The sequence below is a fragment of the Agrobacterium sp. lyk4-40-TYG-31 genome, assembly GCF_030209855.1.
Taxonomy (GTDB): domain Bacteria; phylum Pseudomonadota; class Alphaproteobacteria; order Rhizobiales; family Rhizobiaceae; genus Agrobacterium; species Agrobacterium vaccinii.
Genome location: NZ_JARVRE010000006.1, coordinates 182,490 through 207,393 on the forward strand (window position 1 = coordinate 182,490; position 24,904 = coordinate 207,393).

A 24,904-nucleotide genomic window follows, 5' to 3' on the forward strand; every position below is an offset into this window, starting at 1 on the left:
AGTGAGATGACGGAAATCAAGTCGCATGAATTCGAACGCTTCGCCGAAAAACCGGCGGAGCGTTTTCGCGTATTCGTGCTCTACGGTCCCGACCGTGGCCTCGTCTCGGAAAGGGCCACGCTGATCGCATCGAAGACCGGCATCGATCCGAACGATGCCTTCGCATCCTTAAAACTCACAGCCGCCGATCTCCAGGGCGATCCCGGTCGGCTGCTGGATGAGATCAACTCCATCGGTCTGTTCGGTAGCGAAAAGCTGGTCTGGGTCAAGGGTGCCGCCAATGAAAAGGCGCTGGTGGATGCACTACAGGTTTTGTCCGACAATCCGCCCGAAGCGAGCTTTCTGATCGTTGAGGCGGGCGATTTGAAAAAAGGCACCGGCCTTCGCAAGATCGCCGAACCATCCCGCGCCATTGCTGCCATCCCTTGTTATGCCGACGACGCACGGGCACTGAATGCGCTGATCGATCAGGAACTGGCAACCGAAAACCTGCGCATCGCCCCTGCCGCCCGCCAACGCCTGACAGAATCCCTCGGCGGTGACCGCATCGCCTCCCGCAACGAAGTCCGCAAGCTCGCGCTCTATTGCCGAGGTCACGACGTCATCGAGGAAGACGACGTGATGGCCATCATCGGCGATGCCAGCACCGTTTCCGCCGACGATGCCGTGGACGCGATCCTGAAGGGTGATCGCAATGCCTTCTTCCACGCCACCCAGAAAATCATCGCCTCCAAGACGCCCATTTTTTTGGTGCTGCAAGGCTGCCTGCGCCAATTTCAATTGCTGGACCAGATGCGCGCGGAAATGGACGACAAGAAGCAGCAGGCCGGTCAGGTCATGCTGACACTGGGCCGCGGCATCCATTTCCGCCGCAAACCGGTTATCGAAAGAGCGCTGCGGACATGGCAGCCAGCGACGATTGCGCGCGAAATGAACCGTCTGCAATCCGCCATCCTCCAAAGCCGCCAGCGGCAAAGCCTGGAGGAAAGCGTGGCACTGCTGACGCTGTTGTCCACGACATTGCAGTCAGGGCGCGCTGGGTAACCGTTTTCAAGGTATGAAAAAGCCTCCGCAGCATGGGCTGGGAGGCGTCAGAGAACTGGTGGGTTCTCTTTTCCGTCATTCCGGCCCTGAGCCGAAATCCAGCAGCACCGCGTCTGCGGTGCGGAAAAGTCTTTTTCGAACAAGGACTTGATCGAGCTGGATCAGGATCAAGTCCTTAGAAAGCGTGACAGGTCTGAAAGGCCGCAACACGCTTTGACAGACAAATCAGTCGCCCTTTCCGGGCTCCGCCGAGAAGTAAAGATCGAGCTTGCCTGAAACGCCGTCCATCTCCTTGGCTTCCGGCATCGGGTCGCGCTTGATGGTAATGTTGGGCCAGATGGCCGCATATTCGGCGTTGAGTGTCAGCCACTTGTCCAGACCTGGCTCCGTGTCTGGCTTGATGGCTTCAGCTGGACATTCCGGTTCGCACACACCGCAATCGATGCACTCATCGGGATTGATCGCCAGAAAATTCTCGCCCTCATAGAAGCAGTCGACGGGGCAGACTTCAACACAGTCGGTATATTTGCAGCGTATGCAATTATCGGTCACGACATACGTCATGATGGACTCCAGAATATGCGGGCCGGGTCACTGGGCTCTCGAACACAAGCCATTGCCCGGCATTAAGACGGGGCACTTTGGCAAGTGAGGTAATGCCTTTGTCCCGAGATAGCAAGGATAAACGATCCTGAAAAACACCCGGTTTCTAGTCGATTATTCCATCTATGCTTGGACGGGTTATCCAATAGTTTTGCCTATGACCTTCAGAAACATCCTTGGCACGTCGAGGACTATTCCTTCAGAGGGCGCGCAGGTGTCTCATTCTTCGTCGGTGTCTGTCATAAAACGATCGAGCGCACGGCGCTCCTTTTTCGTCGGGCGACCACTGCCGGGCTCTCGCACCGCCTGTTCGAGCAGCGTCAGGCGTTCGCCGGGCGGACGCGGCGGCGTCTTGTCATCATAGAGAAGGCTGGCTTCTTCATAGGGGCCGCGACGCTCACCGGCAGCTTTGACCACAAGAATGCGGTCCATGCGCTCGAAACTGATGTCTAGCCTGTCGCCAACTTTCACCATTTGGCTCGGTTGGCGCACAGGTGTGTCGTTGACGCGCACCTTGCCGGACTGGATGTAGCTCTGGGCAAGCGAGCGGGATTTGACCATACGGGCGAAAAACAGCCACTTGTCGAGGCGCTGTCGGCCTGAGTCATGTGGCTGTTGTTTCTCGTCCATCGGTTACTTCTTCAACTGCTCCTTGAGCGCAGCGAGCTTGGCGAAAGGCGAATCCGGATCCATAGGCTTTTCCTTGCGCGGTGGCTTGGCTTCAAAACGCTGCTGACCCTGCGGCTTGCCGCCACGGTCGTTGCGCTCTGGCCGATCCTTGCGCTCGCCACGGTCAGGACGCTCGTTGCGGTTGCCGTTGTTACCGGGACGACCACCTTCACGCTTGCGCTCGCCATCACGCTTACGATCACCGTCTCGGTTGGCATTGCCACGCGGCTGACCCGGGCGCTCTTCGCCACCTTCGGTGCGACGCTCGCCACGGTTTTCACCGCCACGATTGGCCGGACGGCGATTGTCGGTGCGCTGGTTGTCATTGCGACCACCGGGACGCCACAGAAGAACCGGCTTGGGCTCCGCGACTTCGACAGGCGCTGCTTCAGCCGCAGGTTCCACTGCCGTCTCTGCCGGAGCATCTTCGGCCTTCACCTCGGCTGGCGCTTCGGCAACGGCTTCGGAAGCAGCAGGCGCCTCGGTCGAAACCTCGGCATCGGCGTCATCATGCGAAGCGGTCTCTTCGGCAGGTGCAGCCTCGGTCGTCGCTTCAACCTTCGAAGCATCGCCGGTCTGGCCGCCAAGGAAAGCCGCAGCCTCTTCGGCGCTCACCTGATCGGCGCGGTAGCCGAGGCCCTTGAGGATTTCTTCCATGTCATCGAGCGTCGCGCCGAGAATGGAGAGCATCGCAGTCGTCGTGGTGAAGCGGCGGCCATCATAGGCACCCTCGGGGCGCGGCTGCGTGCCGGGCTTCCACTGCAACAGCGGGCGAATAAGATCGGCCAGACGCTCGAGAATGTCGATACGCACGGCACGCTTGCCGAGGAAACGGAAGCCTGCGAGCTTGTAGAACATGCGCTCATAGCTGCTGTCGGTGACAACGGATGTACGACCGGCGGCCAGAACAGGAATGAGATCGCCGTAACCCGGCTTTCCAAGACCATCGTTCTTCAGCGCCCAGAGCAGTGTTACAAGCTCTGCCGGAGCAGGCTTGAGCAACGCAGGCAGGAACACGTGATAGGCGCCGAAGCGAATGCCATAGCGGCGCATGGAGGCGCGCGCATCCTGATCCAGCGTCTTGACCTCTTCGGTCACGTCGCGACGGAACAGCACGCCAAGATTTTCCACGAGCTGGAATGCCAGACCCTTCGCCAGACCCTGAAGGTCTTCGGCGCGGGAAATATCGTCCAGGGGCTTCAGCACGGTGGCGATCTGGTGGTTTACGAATCGCTCGACGCGGGCAACGGCGTGATCGCGGGCATTGCCGCTCAACTGCTCGTCGGCCAGCATGATGACGCGTGGCTTCATGATGTTATCGCCAGACGAAAGACGCGCGACAGGGTCGCCTAGCCAACGCACCGTCCCATCGGAGCCCAAGGCAAGGTCGCCGTTGCCGCTGGCGTGCAGACGCGCAGCACGCGCCTCATATTCCAGCGCAAGCGCCTTCTGCGCTGCTCCTTGCACAGCCTTGGCATCTGGCCCCTCGGCTCCGGCTACCGGCGTAAACCGGAAACCTGCCAACTGGCCGACATGATGTCCTTCAACAAAGACATCACCATTCACACTGATTTCAGCTTCAAGCATCGCATTCTCTCTTAGGCGCCTCATGAGCACAGATGTCCTGCGATCAACAAAGCGTTTCGTCAACCTTTCATGTAGAGCATCGGACAATCGATCTTCGATTTCCCGAGTCTTTTCTTGCCAGTGTGTCGGATCGGCAAGCCATCCTGGGCGGTTTGATACATACGTCCATGTTCTGATCTGCGCAATCCTTGCAGACAGCGTATCGATCTCGCCGTCGGTGCGGTCCGCCCGCCGCACCTGTTCGGCCATGAAGTCTTCGTTGACGGCCCCGTGTTTGACGAGGTCGAAATAGAGTGTCGAAATCAGGTCGGCATGCTGGGCGGGCGCGATGCGGCGGAAATCCGGCAAAGCGCAGGCCTCCCAAAGCTTTTCGACCCGCTCGGCATTGGAGGTGATGTCGACAATTTCGGGATAACGCGACAGATGCTCCAGCGCCTGCTGGTCGATGGCCGGCAGCGCGCGCGCCAGACCCTGAATGGTCGGCGCGGCATCCAGACTTCCACGCAAATTGGCGATGGAGGAAAAATCGAAGTTCTTGGTGCGCCATTGCAGCACTTTGACCGAATCGAACTGGTGCGATTCGACCCGCTCGACAAGTTCGTCGTCGAGAGGATCGACCTGACCGGTCACGCCGAACGTGCCGTCGCGCAAATGACGTCCAGCACGGCCCGCAATCTGGCCCATCTCACCGGGGTTGAGATTGCGGAACTGATAGCCGTCGAACTTCCGGTCCTGCGCAAAAGCAACGTGATCAACATCGAGGTTGAGCCCCATGCCGATGGCATCAGTTGCAATCAGATATTCGACATCGCCATTTTGATAGAGGCCAACCTGTGCATTGCGTGTGCGCGGTGAAAGCGCACCGAGCACGACGGCAGCACCACCGCGCTGACGGCGTACCAGTTCGGCAATCGCATAGACCTCGTCGGCGGAAAAGGCGACGATAGCCGTGCGTCGCGGCAGGCGGGTGATCTTCTTTTGTCCCGCATAAAACAGCTGCGACAGCCTTGGCCGCTCGACCACGACGATACCAGGAAGCAGCTTTTCCAGAATGGGCCGCATGGTGCCCGCACCCAGCAGCAGCGTTTCTTCCCGCCCGCGCAGATTCAGGATGCGGTCAGTGAAGATATGGCCGCGCTCCAGATCGCCCGCCAACTGCACCTCATCGATGGCAACGAAGGCCGCAGTCGTTTCGCGCGGCATCGCTTCCACGGTACAGACGGAATATTTGGCCTTGGGAGGGGAAATCTTTTCTTCGCCAGTAATCAGCGCCACGTTGGGCGCCCCCACCTTTTCCACAAGCCTCGTATAGACCTCACGGGCCAGCAGACGAAGCGGCAGGCCGATGACACCGTTGCCATGCGCGACCATACGCTCGATGGCATAGTGCGTCTTGCCGGTATTGGTGGGTCCAAGAACGGCCGTAACACCGCGGCCGCTCAAGATCATGGGGCGAAAATTCAACGTACTATCCGTGAAATCGACTAACTGACTGTTTACAACGCACTCGAAACATATCCGCCCGCGTCTTCCACCACACATGGCAATCGCGGGGATCAAAGGCAAGGAAGGAATGGATAAAACCTGAAATTGCGCCGATTTTTGCGTCATAAACACTGACGAGGGCGATTCGGAACAGGCTGAGAACGAATCAGCGACGAATCGCTGACTCCATCTGATTCAGCTTTTGTTCACGGCTATATCTGGGCAGCAGCAACTCTCCGCCCTACAAGATCGTGAATCGTGTTGTTCCGGGCTTTTGTCACATTAGAGCGGTTGGCCAGCCAGCAATCGCGGCCCGTCCTTATCCGCCGTTCCCGCCGCTTGGCCGATGAAATAGGACTTGAGGCCGGGAATCCGGTCCACGAGCCCCAGGCCGAAATCGCGGGCGATCCTGATCGGCCCGACATCGTTGGAGAACAGCCGGTTCAGCACATCGGTGGTGATGCCCATCCGCACCGTATCGAACCGCCGCCAGGACTGGTAACGCTCCAGCACATTGAGCGAGCCGATGTCGAGGCCGAGGCGATCTGCCTCTACGATGGTCTCGGCCAGCGCTGCCACATCCTTGAAGCCGAGGTTGAGGCCCTGGCCTGAAATCGGGTGAATGCCGTGCGCCGCATCGCCTGCGAGTGCCAGACGCGGCGCCACGAAGGCTCGGGCAAGAGTTAGGCCCAGCGGAAAGGCCCGCCGTGGACCCACAGGTTTCACGGTCCCCAATTTGTGGCCGAAGCGGCGCTCCAGCTCCTCCTCGAATACCAGATCGTCGGACGCCACCAGACGGTCGGCATCCGCGGTTCGCTCAGTCCAGACGAGTGAGGAGCGATTGCCTTTCAGCGGCAAGATGGCAAAGGGGCCGGATGGCAGGAAATGCTCTTCGGCGCAGCCATTGTGCGGACGCTCATGCTCCACCGTCGTCACGATGCCCGACTGGTCATAGGCCCAATGCACGGTCTTGATACCGGCCATGTCACGCAGCGCCGAACGCACACCGTCACACGCCACTAGCAGACGTGTCTCCAGGGATGAACCATCAGAGAGAGCGACGAGATTATTTTGTGGACCGGCCTCGAAACCCGATACGCTCAAACCATGGCGGATTTCGATGCCCAGCCGTTCGCAGACGCCACGCAACGCACCCACCATCGCAACATTGGGAAGCATATGGGCAAAGGGCTGGCCCTCCGCCACATCCCCGTCGAAGGTCAGAAACACCGGGCGCACGGGATCGGATGTTTTCGAATCGGTCACGATCATCTTGTTGATCGGTTGCGCCTCCGGCAGCAGCTCCTGCCATATGCCGAAGACATCGAGCATCCGCGTCGCTGCCGCGATAATGGCGGAGGCGCGCATATCCTTCTTCCAGACGTCTTCCGGTGCGGCTTCGATCACCTGCACAGCCAGATGGGGCGCAGCCTGCTTGATGGCCACGGCAACGCTCAGGCCCACATATCCGCCGCCTGCAACAACAACATCCAGCATCACGACCACTCCCGCATTCTTGTGAATCTCACGTCTGCACTATAGACCATCCATTTAGGTCTTCCTACAGCCGGAGCATGTCGAAAATGTCGCGCCCTCTCGAAAATACAGCTCCGCTGCAAAACCTCATTTCCACGCTCGATCTGGAAAAGCTTGAGGAAAATCTGTTTCGGGGCACCAGTCCGCAGGTCGGTTGGCAGCGCGTGTTCGGGGGTCAGGTCATCGCGCAGGCCTTGATGGCGGCGCAGCGCACGGTAGCGGAGAACCGCTTCGTCCACTCCCTGCACGCCTATTTCATGCGGCCCGGCGACCCCAAGGTGCCGATCATCTACCAGGTCGACCGCATCCGCGATGGCGCAAGCTTTGCCACACGCCGCATCGTCGCCATTCAGCACGGCCACGCTATTTTCTCCATGTCGGCATCATTCCAGATCGATGAAGGCGGCTTCGACCATCAGACGCAAATTCCCGACGTGCCGCAGCCGGAGCAGTTGATGAGCGAGGAGCAGATGCGCGACGCCTTCCTCGCCAAGGCGCCACCTGCCATCAGGAAATATTGGGAAAACAAACGTCCGATTGAAATCAGGCCCGTCTCGCTCACCCATTACATTTCCAAGGAAAAGCTTGAGCCCCATCAAAACGTATGGGTGCGCGCGGTCGGCGACGTGCCCGCCGACCGGCATTACCAGGCCGCCGTTCTGGGCTATCTCTCCGATATGACCCTGCTGGACACCTCACTCTACGCCCACGGCACCACGATCTTCGACCCCGCCGTTCAGGCGGCAAGCCTAGACCACGCGATGTGGTTCCACCGTCCCTGCAAGCTTGATGACTGGCTGCTCTACACGCAGGACAGCCCCAGCGCGTCAGGCGCTCGCGGGCTTACGCGCGGCAATCTGTTTACGCGCGATGGCATTCTGGTCGCATCTATGGCGCAGGAAGGTCTGATCCGCAAATTGGCAAATGACTAAATAATAGTCATTTTTATTTTTTTGCCCGCTTCTTGAGCGCGGCTTGCATATTTGCGTGCCTATTTTACAGACTTATTTATTAAATACATTATTTTTCAATAACTTATAAGAACACCATCAAACTGGCACGCGCCTTGAATGTAGAGGTGCAGTCGCTGTTGTTGATCTGCCAGCGTCGGGACATGTCGGCTCTGCGCCGAGGCAAACAAAGGATGGGAAACCAGATGAAAATTGTGATGGCCATTATCAAGCCGTTCAAGCTGGATGAAGTGCGCGAAGCACTGACAGCTGTCGGCATCCAGGGCCTGACCGTGACCGAGGTGAAGGGTTACGGACGCCAGAAGGGACATACCGAAATTTATCGCGGCACCGAATACGCGGTCAGCTTTCTTCCCAAGTTGAAGATCGAGATCGCCGTCGCTTCGGATCTCGTGGAAAAGGCCGTCGAGGCCATCGCATCCTCCGCCAAGACGGGCCAGATCGGTGATGGCAAGATTTTCGTCTACTCGATCGAACAGGCCGTGCGCATCCGTACCGGCGAAACAAACACAGAAGCGCTTTAAGCACGCCTGACAGGGGAGTTTTCAAACCATGCAATTCAACAAGATTTCCACACTCAGCGCGCTCGGCGCCAGTGCGGCGGCCCTTCTGGCCCCGATTGCAGCCTTCGCGCAGGACGCCGCTGCCCCGGTTGCCGCTGCTGCTGCCGCAGCCCCGGTTCCTGAAAAGGCCGACACCGCATTCATGTTCCTCGCCACCATCCTGGTGCTGTTCATGATCATCCCGGGTCTCGGACTGTTTTATGGTGGTCTGGTTCGCAGCAAGAACATGCTGTCCGTCCTGATGCAGTGCACGGTCATCGCCGCGTCTGTCATGATCATCTGGGTCATCTATGGCTATTCCTTCGCCTTCGGCGGTTCCGAAAGCCCGTTCTTCGGTGGCTTCGCCAAGATGTTCCTTTCCGGCGTCACCAAGGACAGCACGGCTGCGACCTTCTCGCAGGGCGTCGTCATTCCTGAATACATCTTCGTGATGTTCCAGATGACCTTTGCCGCCATCACACCGGCACTGATAATCGGTGCGTTTGCCGAGCGTATCAAGTTCTCCGCCTCCATCCTGTTCTGCATTCTCTGGGTGACGTTCGTCTACTTCCCGATCGCTCACATGGTCTGGGACGCAAAGGGCTACCTCTTCGGTCTCGGCGCTCTCGACTTCGCTGGCGGCACGGTCGTTCACATCAACGCCGGTGTTGCCGGTCTGATCGGCGCGATCATGGTTGGCAAGCGTACCGGCTTCGGCAAGGACATGATGGCCCCTCACTCCATGACGCTGACCTATGTCGGTGCAGCCATGCTCTGGGTTGGCTGGTTCGGCTTCAACGCCGGTTCCAACCTCGAAGCCTCCAGCGGCGCAATGCTCGCAACCGTCAACACCTTCGTTGCGACGGCAGCAGCCATCCTGTCGTGGTGCCTGGTTGAGACTTTCACACGCGGAAAGGCATCCATGCTGGGAGCAGCATCCGGCATGATCGCCGGTCTGGTTGCCATCACACCGGCAGCCGGTATCGTTGGCCCCATGGGCGCCATCGTCATGGGCGCGATCGTATCGCCACTTTGCTACTTCTTCGTCTCCGTGGTGAAGAACAAGTTCGGCTATGACGACACGGCAGACGTCTTCGGCGTTCACGGCGTGGGCGGCATCTTCGGCGCGCTCGCAACCGGCATCTTCGCAAGCGCGTCGCTTGGCGGCATCGGCTACGCAGGCGAACAGACGATGAGCGGCCAGTTCCTGGTTCAGGTTCAGGCTGTCGTCGTCACCCTGCTGTGGACCGGTATCGGCTCTGCGATCCTCTACAAGGTCGTCGATCTCATCGTCGGTCTGCGTGTTCCCGTCGAAGCCGAACGCGAAGGTCTCGATCTGGCATCGCACGGCGAAGCAGCCTACCACTCCTAAGAACTGTCGGATGGGGGCGATTGTCTCGCCCCTCCTCAAACGTCAAAAGCCCGGTCCCGCGCCGGGCTTTTTTCGTTTTCACAGCCGAAGTCATCTCTGAATGTGCATGGTTAATGCCATATTAACCTCCCTCCCGCTATTTTGCCCTGTCATCCCGTCTGCGCCACCTTGGCCGGACTTCGGAAGCAACGAAAAAAACGACAGGTTCAGCATATGGACAGAGTGACGTCTCCGACTTTCAATGGTCGTGATAACCGCTTCGTACTGACGGCATTCGTCGTGCGCCAGTTGATGGCGTTGTGCGGTTTCGCGGTCCTTGCCGTATTGGCGCTGGGCATCACCGCACTGGCCACATGGAATGTCGCCGATCCGAGCCTGTCCTACGCCACGGGCAGCGAGCCGACGAACCTGCTGGGCCGCAGCGGCGCGATCTTTGCCGATATCATGATGCAGTTTCTGGGCCTGTCGGCACTGATCGCCATGCTGCCCATGCTTGCCTGGGCGTTCATGCTGATTTCCGGCCGCAAGTTCAATCGCATCCCGGCCCGCCTTGTTGCATGGCTCGCCGGTGCCTTCATCGCTTCTGCCTCCCTCGGCTGTTTTCCCGCACCTTTGACATGGCCGCTTCCCAACGGCATCGGCGGCGTAATCGGCGATATGATCCTGCGCTTTCCGGCACTCTTCATCGGTGCCTATCCGACAGGCACCTTCGCTACCGTTCTCGGCGCCATCTTCGCAGTGCCTGCAGCCTGGTTGATGCTGTTTGCCTCCGGCCTGCTGGGTGCGGCTGAAGACGACGATGAGATAATCGTGTCCCAAGCTTCCGCGCCAAGCAAAGCCCGCAAGGTGCAGGAGCTGGACGAAGAGGAAGACGAAGGCGATGGCTTCTTCGGCAGCCTGCTGGCCTTCGGTGCCCTCGCCCATTACTGGTACATCACGCAGGCCCGCTTCCGCCGTCTATTCGGTCTGAAGCCCAAATCCATGCGCAACGATTTCGAGCAGCCCTACGACTTCAACGATTACGAATTCGGAACGCTGAACGAACCGTCGCGCCTGAAAACCGCCATCAACCGGCTGGACCAGCGTGCCGAGCCATCCTTCGAAGAGCGCGCGGAAGCCCGCGCCCGCCGCGAAGTCTCCCCGCCACCCATCTCGATGGGCGAGGATGACGGCTTTAGCGAGGACGATGCCCTGCCGGACGGCGTTCTGTCAGGCGATACCAAATTTTCTCCGCGCCCGGCACCGGGCCAGACACGCATCACGGCCCCGCCTGCCCGCCCAAAGCCGAGCGACCGCGTCGCCCGCGATGCGCAAGGGTCCTTCATTGCGCCCGATGGCTTCCAGCTGCCGTCCATCCACCTTCTGGCCGAACCGAAAAGCGTCGTTCGGGACGCCACGCTGAACGCAGAAGTGCTGGAACAGAATGCCCGCAGGCTTGAGGGCGTCTTGGAAGACTTCGGCGTCAAGGGTGAAATCATCCACGTTCGCCCCGGCCCGGTCGTCACGCTCTATGAACTGGAGCCAGCACCCGGCATTAAGTCGTCACGCGTCATCGGCCTTGCCGACGATATCGCCCGTTCCATGAGCGCCGTCGCCGCCCGTGTGGCGGTCGTGCCCGGTCGCAACGCCATCGGCATCGAACTGCCGAACCGCACCCGCGAAACCGTTTATCTGCGTGAACTGATCGGCTCGCGCGATTTCGAAAACACCAAAGCCAAACTGCCCATGTCGCTGGGCAAAACGATTGGTGGCGAGGCCGTGATCGCAGACCTTGCCAAGATGCCGCATCTGCTGGTCGCAGGTACGACCGGCTCCGGCAAGTCCGTAGCTATCAATACGATGATCCTGTCGCTGCTCTACCACATGACACCGGAACAATGCCGCCTGATCATGATCGACCCAAAGATGCTGGAATTGTCGATCTACGATGGCATACCGCATCTTCTGTCGCCCGTCGTCACCGATCCGAAAAAGGCCGTCGTCGCACTGAAATGGACCGTGCGCGAAATGGAAGAACGCTACAAGAAGATGTCCAAGATCGGTGTGCGCAACATCGATGGCTTCAACACCCGCGTTCAACAGGCGCTCGACAAGGGCGAGGTTCTGACCCGCACCGTGCAAACGGGCTTCGACCGCCAGACCGGCGAGGCCATGTACGAGACCGAAGAATTCGACCTCAAGCCCCTGCCCTACATCGTTGTCATCATCGACGAAATGGCCGACCTGATGATGGTTGCCGGCAAGGACATCGAAGGCGCCGTCCAGCGTCTGGCACAGATGGCCCGTGCCGCAGGCATCCATGTCATCATGGCCACCCAGCGCCCATCCGTCGATGTCATCACCGGCACGATCAAGGCCAACTTCCCGACCCGTATATCCTTCCAGGTCACCTCCAAGATCGACAGCCGTACCATTCTGGGCGAGCAGGGCGCCGAGCAGCTTCTGGGCATGGGCGACATGCTCTATATGGCGGGTGGCGGACGCATCCAACGCGTTCACGGTCCTTTCGTTGCCGACAACGAAGTCGAGGAAATCGTCTCCTACCTTAAGACGCAAGGCTCGCCCGAGTACCTTGAGGCCGTGACCGAAGAAGATGACGAGGAAGATGGCGGCGGCCCCGCAGGAACGGGCAATATGGCCGATTCGGAAGACCCCTATGATCAGGCGGTCGCCGTCGTGCTTCGGGATGGAAAGGCCTCTACCTCCTACGTACAGCGCCGTCTCGGCATCGGTTACAACCGTGCCGCATCACTGATCGAGCGCATGGAGCAGGAGGGCATCATCGGCCCGGCCAACCACGCGGGCAAACGGGAAATCCTGGTGCCGACCGAGAGTGACTGATAGCGCGACAGGCTTCGGACAAACGTCGCGAAGCCGGTTTCTGAATACCGCATTGCCTCACGCAAATATCAGCAACCAAGGTGTGATTTTGGCGTTATAGCAGACGCGAAGCGAAGTCATGAAGCCGCCGCGTTTTTTTGGCAAACGGATGCGATGAAGGAGAAAAGAATGAAGAAGAATACCCCGGTCGTATCAGCCCAGTCAAATGGCCTTGAAAGCCAGATGACCCGACGTGGCGTCATGACCCTGTTTTCTGCAACGGCAGCTTTTGCAGCGCTCCAGCCCATGTCTGCATTTGCGCAGGCGGATGCCACCGCGCAGAAAATCGCCAACCATTTTTCCTCCGTCAAAACCATGATGGGCGAGTTCGTGCAGTTCGGCCCGCGCGGTGAGCAGACGGGCGGCAAGTTCTACATCGCACGCCCAGGCAAACTTCGCTTCAACTACGAAGACCCGTCGCCGATGCGTGTCATTTCCGACGGAAGAAACGTCGTCATCGGCAACAACAAGCTGAAGACCTGGGATCTGTACCCGCTGTCCAAGACGCCCCTAAGCCTGCTTCTGGCCGACAAGATCGACCTTGGAAACCGCAAGGTTCGCGACGTGAAGGAAGAGTCCGATCTCACCACCATCGTTCTGGGTGACAAAAGCGTCTTCGGCGATTCCACCATCACGCTGATGTTCGACCCAAAAACCTTCGATCTACGCCAGTGGACGACCACCGATGCGCAGAACAAGGACACAACGGTCATGATTTTCAACGTCCAGACCGGCGTTGCGCTTGACGACAAGGTTTTCGCGATCAATTACGAGGAAGTCCGCAGCCGGGGCTGATCTCCGGTGGTCGACCAACAGAAAACGATTCCCGTTTCCGCAGCGATGTTATAAGCCTGCCTCACCTTTCCAAAGGATGAGCGGAGCCGGACAGCATGACATTCTCGATAACCACCTGGAACATCAACTCGGTGCGCCTGCGCATGCCGATCGTGGAGCAGTTTCTGGTGCGTTACAAACCGGATGTCCTTTGCCTGCAGGAAACCAAATGCCCGAATGGTGAGTTTCCGCTAAAGCCTCTTAAGGCCCTCGGATATGAGCATATCATCATTCACGGCCAGAAGGGCTATCACGGCGTTGCCATTGCATCGAAACTTCCGCTTATCGAAGACCACCGGCAGGATTACTGCGGCATTGGAGATGCCCGTCACATTTCCGGCATCGTCCATGTTGGCAACAGACGCATTCGGCTTCATAATTTCTATGTTCCGGCAGGCGGAGACGAACCGGATCGATCGATTAATCCCAAGTTTGGCCACAAGCTCGACTTCATCGAGGAAATGAAGGCTCTCAGCGCAGACAGCGTGCCGGGCACGTCGTCCATCCTCGTCGGTGATCTCAACATCGCCCCCCTCGAAAACGACGTCTGGTCGCACAAGCAGCTTTTGAAAATCGTCAGCCACACGCCTGTCGAGACGGAAGGTCTGCTGGACATCATGAAGAAGGGCAGCTGGCTCGACCTGATGCGCCTGAACGTTCCCGACACCGAGAAAATCTACACCTGGTGGAGCTACCGCGCCAAGGACTGGGAAGCCGCCGATCGTGGTCGCCGCCTCGACCACATCTGGTCCTCTCAAGACCTCGGCCCATCGCTGGACCGCATCGACATCCTGCGCGAAGCCCGAGGCTGGAACCGCCCGTCAGACCATGTCCCCGTGACGGCGCATTTCAAGTTCTAGGTACGCAACTAGGAAGGAGACGATGCTATCTCATGCTTCGCGGCACGCGCAAGAAAGCCGGAGCGCGTAAGGCCGTGGGCCTGCGCATAAGTATCGATCTCTTTCAATACATCTTCGGGAAGCGTGATATTCAATCGGATCGCCTTCTTGCTCTCGATTTTGAGAGACACAAGAATGGCAACGGCGTCCCGGTTGTCGGGATCCGCCATGATGGTATCCAGACTTGATGGCTCGGGAATAGCCTCGCCATCTTCCACCATTCCTTCAACATGAAGGGTAAGCGCTTCTTCGGCCATCTGACGTGCGTCATCAAGATCGGAGCCGGCAGTCACGACACCGGCAAAATCCGGAAAGGAAACGCCGAAGTCACTGTCAGCGTCCTTATGGATCAGTCCAATATAGTTGCGCATGATGATTACCTCAGTTTCAAACCCGACTGCTTCTCGATGCTTTTGAGAGTGCCGACTGGTAAATCTCGTTTAGGATGAGGGACAGTCACGCGACCCGGCAGACTGGTATGCTTGAACTGGACGTGGCTACCCTTGGTGGCCACTTCATACCAACCCGCCGCTCTCAATGCAGATATCACGTCGCCACTTCTCATGTGTATAAATACACACGGATTTATCTTGGTGTCAATTATCGTGGGGTCAGCTGAGGGAAATCTGCTCTAAGAAAACCGCCCCTGCATGGCCGTCGCGCCTGAAGACAGTGCTGCTATATTGTCTCGGATGCGGGTCATGACGACGTCGGCCACGTCAGGGAATTCTTCGATCATGCGGTGGAAAAGAATACGGGTGATGCGGATGACTTCGGAATCCTCTGTCGCCACTGCTGTGTACTTGCGTTCGCACAGGGTGAAGAGTGCGAGTTCCGAGAGCAGGGTACCAGCCGTGGTTTTCGCCTGGAGTTCGGCCTTGCTGCCGCGCCCGGTGGCGTAGAGATCGAATCCGCCGCGGGCGATGACGAAAGCGCATTCGGCAGGCGAGTGTTCTCTGAAAAGCGCTTGCCCTTCGGCAATCTTGCGACGTTCGGCCCCGAATGCGATCAGTCGCAACTGGTCATCGGTGAACCCCTGAAACAGAGGCACCTTGGCCAGAAGCTGGATGTCGTCGTTGAGTGCCATCGCGTTCGAAACCCTGAAATCGTGTCGCAGAAACGGTTTTCGAACAATGGCACGGCCAAGACAAGGGCCGCGCCACCAGATTCTCCGTTACGGCACAATCTTGTAGCCGCCATTCTCAGTCACGAGCAGCTCGGCATTGGACGGATCACGCTCGATTTTCTGGCGAAGGCGGTACACATGGGTCTCGAGCGTGTGGGTCGTGACCCCAGAATTATAGCCCCAGACCTCTTCCAGCAGCACGTCGCGCGTCACGACCGCGCTTCCGGCGCGGTAGAGATAGCGGATAATCGCCGCTTCCTTTTCCGTCAGACGGATTTTCTTGCCGTCCTCGGTGGTCAGAAGCTTTTGGCTCGGCTTGAACTGATACGGCCCGACCGTAAAGACGGCGTCTTCGCTCTGCTCGTACTGACGCAATTGCGCACGTATACGCGCCAGAAGAACCGCGAAGCGGAACGGCTTCGTCACATAATCATTCGCGCCAGCTTCCAAACCGAGAATCGTGTCGGAATCGGTGTCGTGCCCCGTCAGCATGATGATCGGCGATTTGAAGCCGTTCTTGCGCATCAGCTTCACAGCCTCGCGCCCATCCATGTCGGGCAGGCCGACATCCATGATCAGCAGATCGACTTGCGTCGATTTTGCGGTCTGGATTGCTGCATTGGCGTTGGCGCCTGTCAGAAGCGAAAATTCGTCGTAAGGGGACAGTTGCTCGGCAAGTGTTTCACGCAGGTCGTCGTCGTCATCCACCAGAAGAAGTGTGCGGGCCGTCATGGGATATCTCAGCCTTTCCTTTTGTCGAGACACGTCGCGCAAATGTGTTTGCCGGTTAGAGCGGCGACATGCCTTTCGCTTTCATGAACCAATTCAGCGGTTTGACGTCGCTACGTCAACCCTTGGTCATCACATAACGCGGTGCTATGACGTCACGTGGCACACCTGCAAAGCAAAATCTCGTGAGAACGATGCCAAAGAACGTGAAAAAACCGCAGAATTCCCTGCCGAAAATCGTGGTTCGCCCCGCGCCGCGCCTCAAAAGCCGCGCTCTTGTGCAACTCGGCCATCTGGTTTTTCCGGCGGCAATCGGTCGCAACGGTCGCACCGTGATTAAACGCGAAGGCGACGGAAAAACGCCGATCACGACGATGAACCTGCTCTACGGTTTTCACCGTGGCGAGCGGACGGGTACGCTCAATACACTGCTTACGATGCATCGTACACGAAGAACCATGCTATGGTGCGATGCCGCCTCTGATCCCAATTACAACAGGCTGGTGAAAACGCCCTTCAAACCCAGCCATGAAGAACTGCAAAGGCAGGACGGCCTTTACGATGTCTGTCTGGTGCTGGATTGGAACATCACGTCGCGGCGGCGCAATCTGGGGTCGGCCATTTTCATGCACATGATCCGCCCCGGTTATGAACCGACCGCAGGCTGCGTGGCGGTCCACCCCAGAGACATGCGCCGTATCCTGCCCTTTTTGCAAAAAGGCAGAAAGATCGAAGTTCGCTGAAGGCTCTCAACTTGGCTGAAAAGCCGAAACCCGTGCGGGCTTCGGCCTTACATCACTGATAAACTTACGCCCAGTCGCGCACGTCAACGAAATGGCCCGCAATGGCAGCCGCTGCGGCCATCGCAGGGGACACGAGATGCGTCCGGCCCTTGTGGCCCTGTCGGCCCTCGAAGTTGCGGTTAGACGTCGAAGCGCAACGTTCGCCCGGACCCAGCCGATCGTCGTTCATCGCCAGACACATAGAACAGCCCGGCTCGCGCCATTCGAAGCCTGCATCGAGGAAGACCTTGTCCAGACCTTCCTTTTCCGCCTGCTCTTTCACCAGCCCGGAGCCGGGAACGATCATGGCCGATACGGTTGGCGCGACTTTGCGACCTTCGACCACCTTCGCCGCCGCCCGCAAATCCTCGATACGCCCGTTGGTGCAGGAACCGATAAACACGCGGTCGATGGCGATATCCGTGATCTTGGTGCCCGGCTTCAGGCCCATATAGTCAAGCGCACGGTGCTTGGATGTACGCTTGTTCTCATCGGCGATTTCTTCCGGGTCGGGGACGATGCCCTGCACGGACACGACGTCTTCCGGCGAAGAGCCCCAGGACACGATCGGCGGCAGATTGGCAGCGTCCAGCACCACGACCTTGTCGTAATGCGCGCCTTCGTCCGATTTCAGCGTCTTCCAGTAGGCGATGGCCTGCTCCAGCGTTTCGCCGGTCGGCGAACGTGGCTTGCCCTTGATATATTCAAAGGTCGTTTCGTCAGGTGCGATAAGGCCAGCGCGCGCACCACCCTCGATGGTCATGTTGCAGACCGTCATGCGGCCTTCCATGGACAGCGAGCGGATCGCCTCACCGGCAAATTCGATGACGTGACCCGTACCGCCAGCCGTGCCGATCTCGCCGATGATGGCCAGAATGACATCCTTGGCCGTCACACCGTCCGGCACCTTGCCATCCACACGCACCAGCATGTTCTTGGCCTTTTTCTGGATCAACGTCTGCGTTGCAAGAACATGTTCCACCTCGGACGTGCCGATGCCGTGCGCTAGCGCGCCGAACGCACCGTGGGTCGAGGTATGGCTGTCACCACACACGATCGTCATGCCGGGTAGCGTAAAGCCCTGCTCCGGCCCCACGATGTGAACGATGCCCTGCCGCTTGTCGCGCTCGGAATAATACTCGACGCCGAATTCCGCAGCATTGTGGGCCAATGCTTCCACCTGAATGCGGCTTTCCTCGTTCTTGATCCCTTCAACGCGGTCAGCCGTGGTCGGCACATTGTGGTCGACAACCGCCAGCGTGCGGGTTGGCGAGTGCACGGGACGACCGGCCATGCGCAAACCTTCAAAGGCCTGCGGGCTCGTCACCTCATGCACCAGGTGACGGTCGATGTAGAGAAGACAGGTTCCGTCGGGATCGCGGTTGATGACGTGGTCGTCCCAGATTTTATCATAGAGTGTGCGAGGATTGCTCATGGCGATATCCATTGAATGTGAAAGGAAAAGAAACGGGTTCGCAAAAAGGCTGACAGCCTGTGCGGGAAGCTGTCAGGCGAACGTAAGTCGACTGTTCAGCGCGCCGGAAATATGCGCGAAGAAGCGTGCCGGCAGACGCTTGTGATCCTGCAGCACGAAAACATTTTGCGCGAGACATCCGAATTTCGATCCCATGCCTCTCTCATAGCAGATCGGTTTTTTGTCGGCAATATCGTCTTCAGCCCGGAAATGGTCTCGAACAGGGCCCGTACTGCAAAGAGAAGGACGGCAAAATCAAGCCGAGGGATAAAATCACCGTTTCATGCGTTAGCACTTGCACAATGCCCAGTTCACGGCGCAATAACGCATGCGTGAACGGCTTGGGGGTCTTCATCGTACAGCGGCTGCATGTCATTGCGGCTGAAGGGAGGATACATCTTGGTATCTGAAAAAGCACTCATTTCGAAAATCACGTGGCGGCTTATGCCGTTTCTCGGGCTTCTCTACCTCATTGCCTATATCGATCGCCAGAACGTCAGCTTCGCGAAGTTGCAGATGGTGGGCGATCTGGGTCTGAGCGAATACGCCTATGGCCTCGGCGCATCGCTGTTCTTCATCGGTTATTTCATCTTCGAAGTGCCCAGCAACCTGCTGCTAACGCGGTTCGGGGCCAGCCGCTGGTTTGCACGCATCATCATTTCCTGGGGGCTGGTGACGATTGCGCTGGCCTATACCAGCAGCCAGACGATGTTCTACATTTTGCGCTTTCTGCTGGGTGCCTGCGAAGCAGGGTTCTTTCCCGGCGTTCTCTATCTGCTGACCCTTTGGTTCCCCCGCGATTATCGCGGACGGATGGTCGGGCTGTTCATGATCTTCAGCGCGCTGGCCAATGCCGTGGGCGCTCCGCTGGGCGGCATGCTTCTCGATCTCGACGGTCTGTTCGGTTACGCGGGCTGGGAATGGGTGTTTCTCGCCACGGGCGTTCCGGCTGTCATCGCTGGTATCTTCACGATCTTCTATCTGGATGACACGCCTGAAAAGGCGACATTCCTGAGCCAGGAGGAAAAGGACTGGTTGAAGAACCGAATCGCCTCTGAGAACTCCGACATGGAAGAACATGCCGAAAACGGTTTTCGGGCGCTGATCAATCCGCAGGTGCTGTTCATGTCTCTGTGCTTCGTCGGCTTTCCGCTGGCCGCCTATGGCCTCAGCTACTGGCTACCGACCATCGTCAAGGGGTTTGGCGTTTCCAACACCACCAACGGCTTCATCAACATCATTCCGTGGATCGTGGTCGCCGTTGCGCTTTATGTCATCCCAGCGGCTGCCGACCGTGCTGAAAACAAAACGCCCTACATCGTCGGCCCGGCTTTCATCGGCGCGTTCTGCCTGCTGATGTCGGCGCTGGTGACGATGCCAGTTCTGCAATTCGCATTCCTGTGTATCGCTGCTGCCGGTATTTTTGCGGGTCAACCGGTGTTCTGGAGCCTGCCGGGCCGTTTCCTGAAGGGTGCCGGTGCCGCCGCTGGCCTTGCCGCCATCAACTCGGTCGGCAATCTCGGCGGCTTCGTTGCCCAGAACGTCGTTCCCTGGATCAAGGACCAGACGGGAAGCACCATCGCACCGATGTTCTTCCTCGCCGCCTGCCTCGCCGTCGCGGGCGTTCTGGTGATCATCGCCGGGCGCATGATTGCCGCACAGGCGGCCAAACAGGCTTCGATTCGGGCTTGAGATCAAAATCGAGGCCGGGGCAATCCCGGCCTCTGTTCCTATCCGATGTGCCTGTTGCGCATGGCTTTCTCGACACGTCGCAGGATGAGCGATAGCCCCAGCGTCAGAATGAGATAGATATAGGCGACGATGGAATAGGTTTCGAAGAACCGGAACGAACCGGCTGCGTAGACTTTGCCCAGTTGGGTTATGTCCATCACGCCCAGAACCGATACCAGCGAACTGTCCTTCACCATCGATATGAAATCATTGGAAAGCGGCGGGAAAATCGTGCGGATCGCCTGCGGAAAAACGACGAGCCGGAACCGCTGGACACGATTGAGCCCAAGCGCCTTGGCCGCTTCCACCTGCCCCTGATCGACGGATTCGATCCCCGCTCTAAAAATCTCAGCTATGAAAGCGGCGTAGCAGATGGTCAACGCCAGAATGGCACGCCATGTCAGCGAAAAATCGCGCACCAGCAGCGGCTCTACCCATCCGGCCTGCACCAGTGGTGACAATACCCAGTTGAACAGACTGACGATGGCCGGAGCGCCGACGAAAGCGATGTAGAACAGCACCACGAGAATGGGTATGCCGCGCACCGTCTCAACGTAGAAGCGGGCGAATTGGCGAAGGAGGATGCTATCTGCCATGCCCATCAGCGCAATCGACAATCCCCACACGGACGCCAGCGCGAAGGCCGCGAGCGTGACAAACACCGTCATACCGACGCCGTTGATAACAGTGGTAAACACCTGCGCATAAACGCCGTTGACCGCTATGACGACCGCCAGGATGACACCGAGCGCGCCCAGCGCAACCAGCCACCACGGAAAATCCTCGGTCGCCGGGCGGCGATGGCGGGGGTTCATGACTGCCACCGTCGAGGGGTGGAATTGGCGTGCTTACTGACCAAGCTTGTAGTCCAGAAACCACTTCTTATCGAGCCCGGCAAATGTGCCGTCAGCCTTCAGGGTCGCGATCGCTGCGTTTACAGGTGCGATCAGATCGGAGCCCTTTTGAAAGATGAAGCCGAAATCGTCACCGCCGAGCGGACCACCGATCAGCTTCAACGTGCCGCCGGATGCATCGACGTAGCCCTTGCCTGCAACGCCGTCGGTCAGCACCAGATCGACATCTCCTGCTTTCAACGCCTGCACCGTGGCACCGAATGTCTCCATCAGCTTCACGCGCGGGTTCTGCTCGTTGCCATCGAGGATGTCATAGATCGCGGTGTAGAACGGGCTGGTGCCCGCCTGTGCACCCACAAGCCCTTTGTCGAAGGCCGCAAAGCTCTTTGCATCGGCGAAGCGGGTTTCATCGGCGCGAACCAGCATGAACATTTCTGAGCGCATGTAGGGATCGGAGAAGTCGACCTTTTCCTTGCGGTCTTCCTTGATGCTGATCCCCGTCATTCCCAGATCGTATTGCCCTGTGGACACCGCAGGGATCATCGCATCCCAGGAGGCATTCTGGTACGAGACCTTGAAATTCAGCCGCTTGGCGATCTCGTTCATCGCGTCATATTCCCAGCCGATGGCATTGCCCGATTTTGGATCAATGAATTGCAGCGGGGGATAGGCGTTCTCCGTGACCACGACCACCTCACGCCCCTTGAGGTCAGGCAAATCGTTTGCCGACGCAAGCATCGGCGACAGCAGCGTGGCGGCAATGGCGGTGATGAACGAACGTCTGAACAAGGGAACTTCTCCTGCTGGCAACGCGGTGAAAATTGCACGGTTTGACAAGGCGAAGCAAGGCACGAGACGCGAAAGAAAACGCACCCTCCTGTTCAAAAGTTCCGGACGAACCGGGGCCGTGGCTGATCAACCGATCAGCAGTTCATCGTCATCGAGCTTCTGGCCGCGTATATTGCGGAACATCTCGATCAGGTCTTCCACCTGCAAGCCCTTGCGGCTTTCACCCGACACGTCGAGCACGATTTCGCCTGCATGCAGCATGATGGTCCTGTCGCCATAGTCCAGCGCCTGACGCATGGAGTGGGTCACCATCAAGGTCGTCAGCTTGCGCTCCTCGACGTTCTTGCGGGTCAGTTCCATCACGAACTCCGCCATACCAGGGTCCAGCGCTGCCGTATGCTCGTCCAGAAGCAGCACGTCCGACCCCGCGAGCGTCGCCATCACAAGCGAGACAGCCTGACGCTGGCCACCGGACAACAGGTCCATGCGGTCCCTCAGTCGGTTTTCAAGACCAAGGCCAAGCGACGCGATCCGCTCCCTGAAGAAGGACCGGCGTCCGCCACCCAGCGCTGGCAACAATCCACGCATCTTGCCGCGTGCGGCTGCCAGTGCCAGATTTTCCTCGATACTGAGCGCGCCGCAGCTTCCAGCAAGCGGGTCCTGAAACACGCGCGCAACCTGTCCGGCCCGGTTCGCCGTCGGCTTGCGGGTCACGTCCACGCCACCGATGGTTACCTTGCCTGCGGTCGGCAAAACATCGCCCGCGAGAACACCGAGAAGTGTCGATTTGCCTGCACCGTTGGAACCGATCACGGTGACGAAGGAGCCGTCCTCGATGGTAAGGTCAATCTTGGCCAAGGCCTGCTTTTGCAGCGGTGTTCCGCGACCGAAGATGACTTGAATATCGGCAAGCGAGATCATGACGTGGCTCCTCCCCGGCGCAGGCGCGGCAGAATGAGTGCAACGGCAACCAGCACGGCGGTCACGAAATTGAGGTCGGATGCTTTGAGGCCCAGCGAATCGCTGGAAAGCGCCAACTGAATGGCAAGGCGATAGGCGATGGAGCCGAGAACGCAGCCGATCAGCGCGATCAGAATGCCGCGCGATCCGAACAGGGTCTCACCGATGATCACGGCGGCCAGTCCCACCACAATGGTGCCGACACCGGATGTCACGTCGGCAAAGCCGTTCGTCTGGGCGAACAACGCACCACCCAGCGCCACCAGCGCATTGGAAATGGCCATGCCCAGATAGATCTGGTTGCCGGTCTTGACGCCCTGCGCCCGCGCCATTCGGGCATTCGCCCCGGTTGCGCGCATGGCAAGGCCTGCATCGCTTTCCAGAAAACGCCAGACGAGGATGACGGCGACAACAACGAGAATGCCGACAAACAGAGGCCGCAACAGATAGTCAGAGATGCCCAGACCATAGAAAGGCTCGATCACCGTTTCCTGGTTCAACAGCGCGACATTCGGCTTTCCCATCACCCGAAGGTTCACGGAAAACAGCGCGATCATCGTCAGAATCGAGGCGAGAAGATTGAGAATTTTAAAGCGGACATTCAACACCGCCGTCACCAGGCCTGCGCAAGCACCCGCAACCATGGCAATGGCCGTCGCAAACCAGGGATTGAAGCCCGCCACGATCAACACCGCCGTCACGGCAGCACCCAGCGGAAACGACCCATCGACCGTCAGATCGGGAAAGTCGAGCACGCGAAATGCCAGATAAACGCCGATAGCGACAAAGGCAAAAACCAGCCCCAACTCGACGGCACCCCAGAAGGCGATTTGGCTCACGATAGAATTCCTTGGTTTGTGGCCCACGGTGACGTGGGCTGCAATTGAAACAGTCCTCAGACCGCCATGCGGGTACCGCAAACCTCTCTTTCGTCATGCTCGGGCTTGTCCCGAGCATCTGCTGCCGTCCAATTTTCATTGAACCTCGGTAGATCCTCGGGACAAGCCCGAGGATGACGAGAGGGCGGTAGTCTTTTAGTCGATAACCTTTGTCGCGCGCTTCGTCACACTCTCAGGGAACGTCACGCCAGCCTTTTCAGCAGCCTTCTTGTTCAAGACGAGATCGGTACCAACGGCAACGGTCGCAGGAATATCGCCCGGCTTTTCACCTTTGAGAATACGAACGACAACCGCTCCCGTCTGCTTGCCCACGTCGAAATAGTTGAAGCCGAGGGCAGCAATGGCACCACGCGCAACGGAATCCGTATCGGCAGCAAACAGTGGAATCTTGGCTTCAGAGGCGACGCCAGCGGCAGCTTCGAAGGCGGACACGATGGTATTGTCGGTCGGCACGTAGATCACATCGGCCTTACCCACCAGCGCGCGGGTCGCGCCCTGCACTTCGGCGGACTTGGTGGCAACGGATTCGACAACCTTGAGACCGGCCTTCTCGGCCTCGACCTTCAAGAGGTCCAGCGTCGAGACAGAATTGGCTTCAGCGGAGTTGTAGATGTAGCCGATGGTCTTGGCATTGGGCGTAATTTCCTTGATCAGCGCCAGATGCTCGTTGACCGGCAGCGCATCCGAAAGACCCGTGACATTGCGGCCCGGCTTGTCCATGGACTTGATCAGCTGCGCGCCGACCGGGTCCGATACCGCAGTGAAAACAATAGGAATGTCGCGGGTCGCAGCAACGACGGCCTGGGCGGATGGTGTCGAGATCGGCACGATGACATCAGGTGCGTCACCGACGAACTGGCGAGCGATCTGCGAGGCGGTGCCGGGGTTGCCCTGCGCGGACTGATAGACGAATTTCAGGTTTTCGCCTTCCTTGTATCCAGCCTCGGCAAGCGCTGCCTTGACGCCATCGCGGGCGGCATCGAGGGCAGGATGTTCGACGATGGCGGTAACGGCCACCGTCACGTCCTGCGCCTTTGCGGGCAGAGCCAAGGCAGATGCGGCGGCGAGCGCCAGAACGAGTGCGCGCATGGGTAATTCCTCCGATTGTTTCGCTTTTCTGCCCCTCTTTAAGAAAGCG

The 24,904-nt window shown here is 58.6% G+C and carries 23 protein-coding genes; 9 read left to right on the plus strand and 14 right to left on the minus strand.

Features of this window, described 5'->3' with window-relative positions; all coding sequences use genetic code 11:
• Positions 1–6: 6 nt before the first annotated feature.
• Complete coding sequence (gene holA / locus QRN55_RS14885) at positions 7–1,044, plus strand: DNA polymerase III subunit delta (protein WP_284777290.1); 1,038 nt, start codon at positions 7–9, stop codon at positions 1,042–1,044.
• Positions 1,045–1,269: 225 nt separating this feature from the next.
• Here the strand turns inward: holA and fdxA are convergent, their stop codons facing one another.
• From fdxA to QRN55_RS14905, 4 genes are all read right to left on the minus strand, one after another.
• A complete protein-coding gene (fdxA, locus tag QRN55_RS14890; RefSeq protein ID WP_067646240.1) occupies positions 1,270–1,608 on the minus strand; it encodes a ferredoxin FdxA in 339 nt (112 codons plus the stop codon).
• A gap of 258 nt (positions 1,609–1,866) precedes the next feature.
• Complete coding sequence (locus tag QRN55_RS14895; protein ID WP_284777291.1) at positions 1,867–2,277, minus strand: RNA-binding S4 domain-containing protein; 411 nt, start codon at positions 2,275–2,277, stop codon at positions 1,867–1,869.
• Between the two features lie 3 nt (positions 2,278–2,280).
• On the minus strand, positions 2,281–5,352 hold the full coding sequence (locus QRN55_RS14900) for a helicase-related protein (protein WP_284777292.1): 3,072 nt from the start codon (positions 5,350–5,352) through the stop codon (positions 2,281–2,283).
• 318 nt (positions 5,353–5,670) lie between these two features.
• Positions 5,671–6,888, minus strand: a complete 1,218-nt coding sequence (locus QRN55_RS14905; RefSeq protein ID WP_284777293.1) for a ubiquinone biosynthesis hydroxylase — start codon at positions 6,886–6,888, stop codon at positions 5,671–5,673.
• 83 nt (positions 6,889–6,971) lie between these two features.
• On the opposite strand from QRN55_RS14905, the gene tesB reads away from it, so the two are divergent.
• The 6 genes from tesB (at position 6,972) to QRN55_RS14935 (ending at position 14,383) form a co-directional block, all read left to right on the plus strand.
• Positions 6,972–7,856 (plus strand): acyl-CoA thioesterase II, encoded by an 885-nt coding sequence (tesB, locus tag QRN55_RS14910; RefSeq protein WP_284777294.1) that lies wholly within the window; start codon positions 6,972–6,974, stop codon positions 7,854–7,856.
• Between the two features lie 212 nt (positions 7,857–8,068).
• Positions 8,069–8,419, plus strand: coding sequence for a P-II family nitrogen regulator (locus tag QRN55_RS14915; RefSeq protein WP_045230924.1), 351 nt, complete (start codon positions 8,069–8,071; stop codon positions 8,417–8,419).
• A 28-nt stretch (positions 8,420–8,447) separates the two neighbouring features.
• On the plus strand, positions 8,448–9,809 hold the full coding sequence (locus QRN55_RS14920) for an ammonium transporter (protein WP_284777295.1): 1,362 nt from the start codon (positions 8,448–8,450) through the stop codon (positions 9,807–9,809).
• Between the two features lie 213 nt (positions 9,810–10,022).
• The gene (locus tag QRN55_RS14925; RefSeq protein ID WP_284777296.1) at positions 10,023–12,650 is read left to right on the plus strand and encodes a DNA translocase FtsK; all 2,628 of its coding nucleotides are present in this window, start codon (positions 10,023–10,025) and stop codon (positions 12,648–12,650) included.
• 168 nt (positions 12,651–12,818) lie between these two features.
• A complete protein-coding gene (locus tag QRN55_RS14930; RefSeq protein ID WP_233122158.1) occupies positions 12,819–13,484 on the plus strand; it encodes an outer membrane lipoprotein carrier protein LolA in 666 nt (221 codons plus the stop codon).
• 95 nt (positions 13,485–13,579) lie between these two features.
• On the plus strand, positions 13,580–14,383 hold the full coding sequence (locus QRN55_RS14935) for an exodeoxyribonuclease III (protein ID WP_284777297.1): 804 nt from the start codon (positions 13,580–13,582) through the stop codon (positions 14,381–14,383).
• An 8-nt stretch (positions 14,384–14,391) separates the two neighbouring features.
• Here the strand turns inward: QRN55_RS14935 and QRN55_RS14940 are convergent, their stop codons facing one another.
• The 4 genes from QRN55_RS14940 to QRN55_RS14955 form a co-directional block, all read right to left on the minus strand.
• Positions 14,392–14,793: a type II toxin-antitoxin system HicB family antitoxin gene (locus QRN55_RS14940; RefSeq protein WP_284777298.1), complete on the minus strand. Its 402-nt coding sequence runs from the start codon at positions 14,791–14,793 to the stop codon at positions 14,392–14,394.
• 5 nt (positions 14,794–14,798) lie between these two features.
• Positions 14,799–14,987 carry a type II toxin-antitoxin system HicA family toxin gene (locus QRN55_RS14945; RefSeq protein ID WP_111840494.1) on the minus strand — a complete coding sequence of 63 codons (189 nt, stop codon included), beginning with the start codon at positions 14,985–14,987 and terminating at the stop codon, positions 14,799–14,801.
• A gap of 66 nt (positions 14,988–15,053) precedes the next feature.
• Positions 15,054–15,509, minus strand: coding sequence for a cyclic nucleotide-binding domain-containing protein (locus QRN55_RS14950; protein ID WP_284777299.1), 456 nt, complete (start codon positions 15,507–15,509; stop codon positions 15,054–15,056).
• An 87-nt stretch (positions 15,510–15,596) separates the two neighbouring features.
• Positions 15,597–16,280 (minus strand): response regulator transcription factor, encoded by a 684-nt coding sequence (locus QRN55_RS14955; RefSeq protein ID WP_112499003.1) that lies wholly within the window; start codon positions 16,278–16,280, stop codon positions 15,597–15,599.
• Positions 16,281–16,471: 191 nt separating this feature from the next.
• On the opposite strand from QRN55_RS14955, the gene QRN55_RS14960 reads away from it, so the two are divergent.
• Positions 16,472–17,020 carry a L,D-transpeptidase family protein gene (locus QRN55_RS14960; RefSeq protein ID WP_284777328.1) on the plus strand — a complete coding sequence of 183 codons (549 nt, stop codon included), beginning with the start codon at positions 16,472–16,474 and terminating at the stop codon, positions 17,018–17,020.
• A gap of 64 nt (positions 17,021–17,084) precedes the next feature.
• Here the strand turns inward: QRN55_RS14960 and leuC are convergent, their stop codons facing one another.
• Positions 17,085–18,494 (minus strand): 3-isopropylmalate dehydratase large subunit, encoded by a 1,410-nt coding sequence (gene leuC / locus QRN55_RS14965; protein WP_284777300.1) that lies wholly within the window; start codon positions 18,492–18,494, stop codon positions 17,085–17,087.
• Positions 18,495–18,932: 438 nt separating this feature from the next.
• Between leuC and QRN55_RS14970 the strand changes: the two genes are divergently transcribed.
• The gene (locus tag QRN55_RS14970; RefSeq protein WP_112499120.1) at positions 18,933–20,225 is read left to right on the plus strand and encodes an MFS transporter; all 1,293 of its coding nucleotides are present in this window, start codon (positions 18,933–18,935) and stop codon (positions 20,223–20,225) included.
• Between the two features lie 38 nt (positions 20,226–20,263).
• Here the strand turns inward: QRN55_RS14970 and QRN55_RS14975 are convergent, their stop codons facing one another.
• The 5 genes from QRN55_RS14975 to QRN55_RS14995 form a co-directional block, all read right to left on the minus strand.
• Positions 20,264–21,079 carry an amino acid ABC transporter permease gene (locus tag QRN55_RS14975; RefSeq protein ID WP_284777301.1) on the minus strand — a complete coding sequence of 272 codons (816 nt, stop codon included), beginning with the start codon at positions 21,077–21,079 and terminating at the stop codon, positions 20,264–20,266.
• Positions 21,080–21,112: 33 nt separating this feature from the next.
• Positions 21,113–21,856 (minus strand): transporter substrate-binding domain-containing protein, encoded by a 744-nt coding sequence (locus QRN55_RS14980; protein ID WP_284777329.1) that lies wholly within the window; start codon positions 21,854–21,856, stop codon positions 21,113–21,115.
• Between the two features lie 177 nt (positions 21,857–22,033).
• Positions 22,034–22,828: an ABC transporter ATP-binding protein gene (locus tag QRN55_RS14985; protein ID WP_284777302.1), complete on the minus strand. Its 795-nt coding sequence runs from the start codon at positions 22,826–22,828 to the stop codon at positions 22,034–22,036.
• Complete coding sequence (locus QRN55_RS14990) at positions 22,825–23,706, minus strand: ABC transporter permease (protein ID WP_284777303.1); 882 nt, start codon at positions 23,704–23,706, stop codon at positions 22,825–22,827. The genes QRN55_RS14985 and QRN55_RS14990 overlap by 4 nt, the downstream gene beginning before the upstream one ends.
• 195 nt (positions 23,707–23,901) lie before the next feature.
• Complete coding sequence (locus QRN55_RS14995) at positions 23,902–24,855, minus strand: ABC transporter substrate-binding protein (RefSeq protein WP_284777304.1); 954 nt, start codon at positions 24,853–24,855, stop codon at positions 23,902–23,904.
• Positions 24,856–24,904 lie beyond the last annotated feature (49 nt).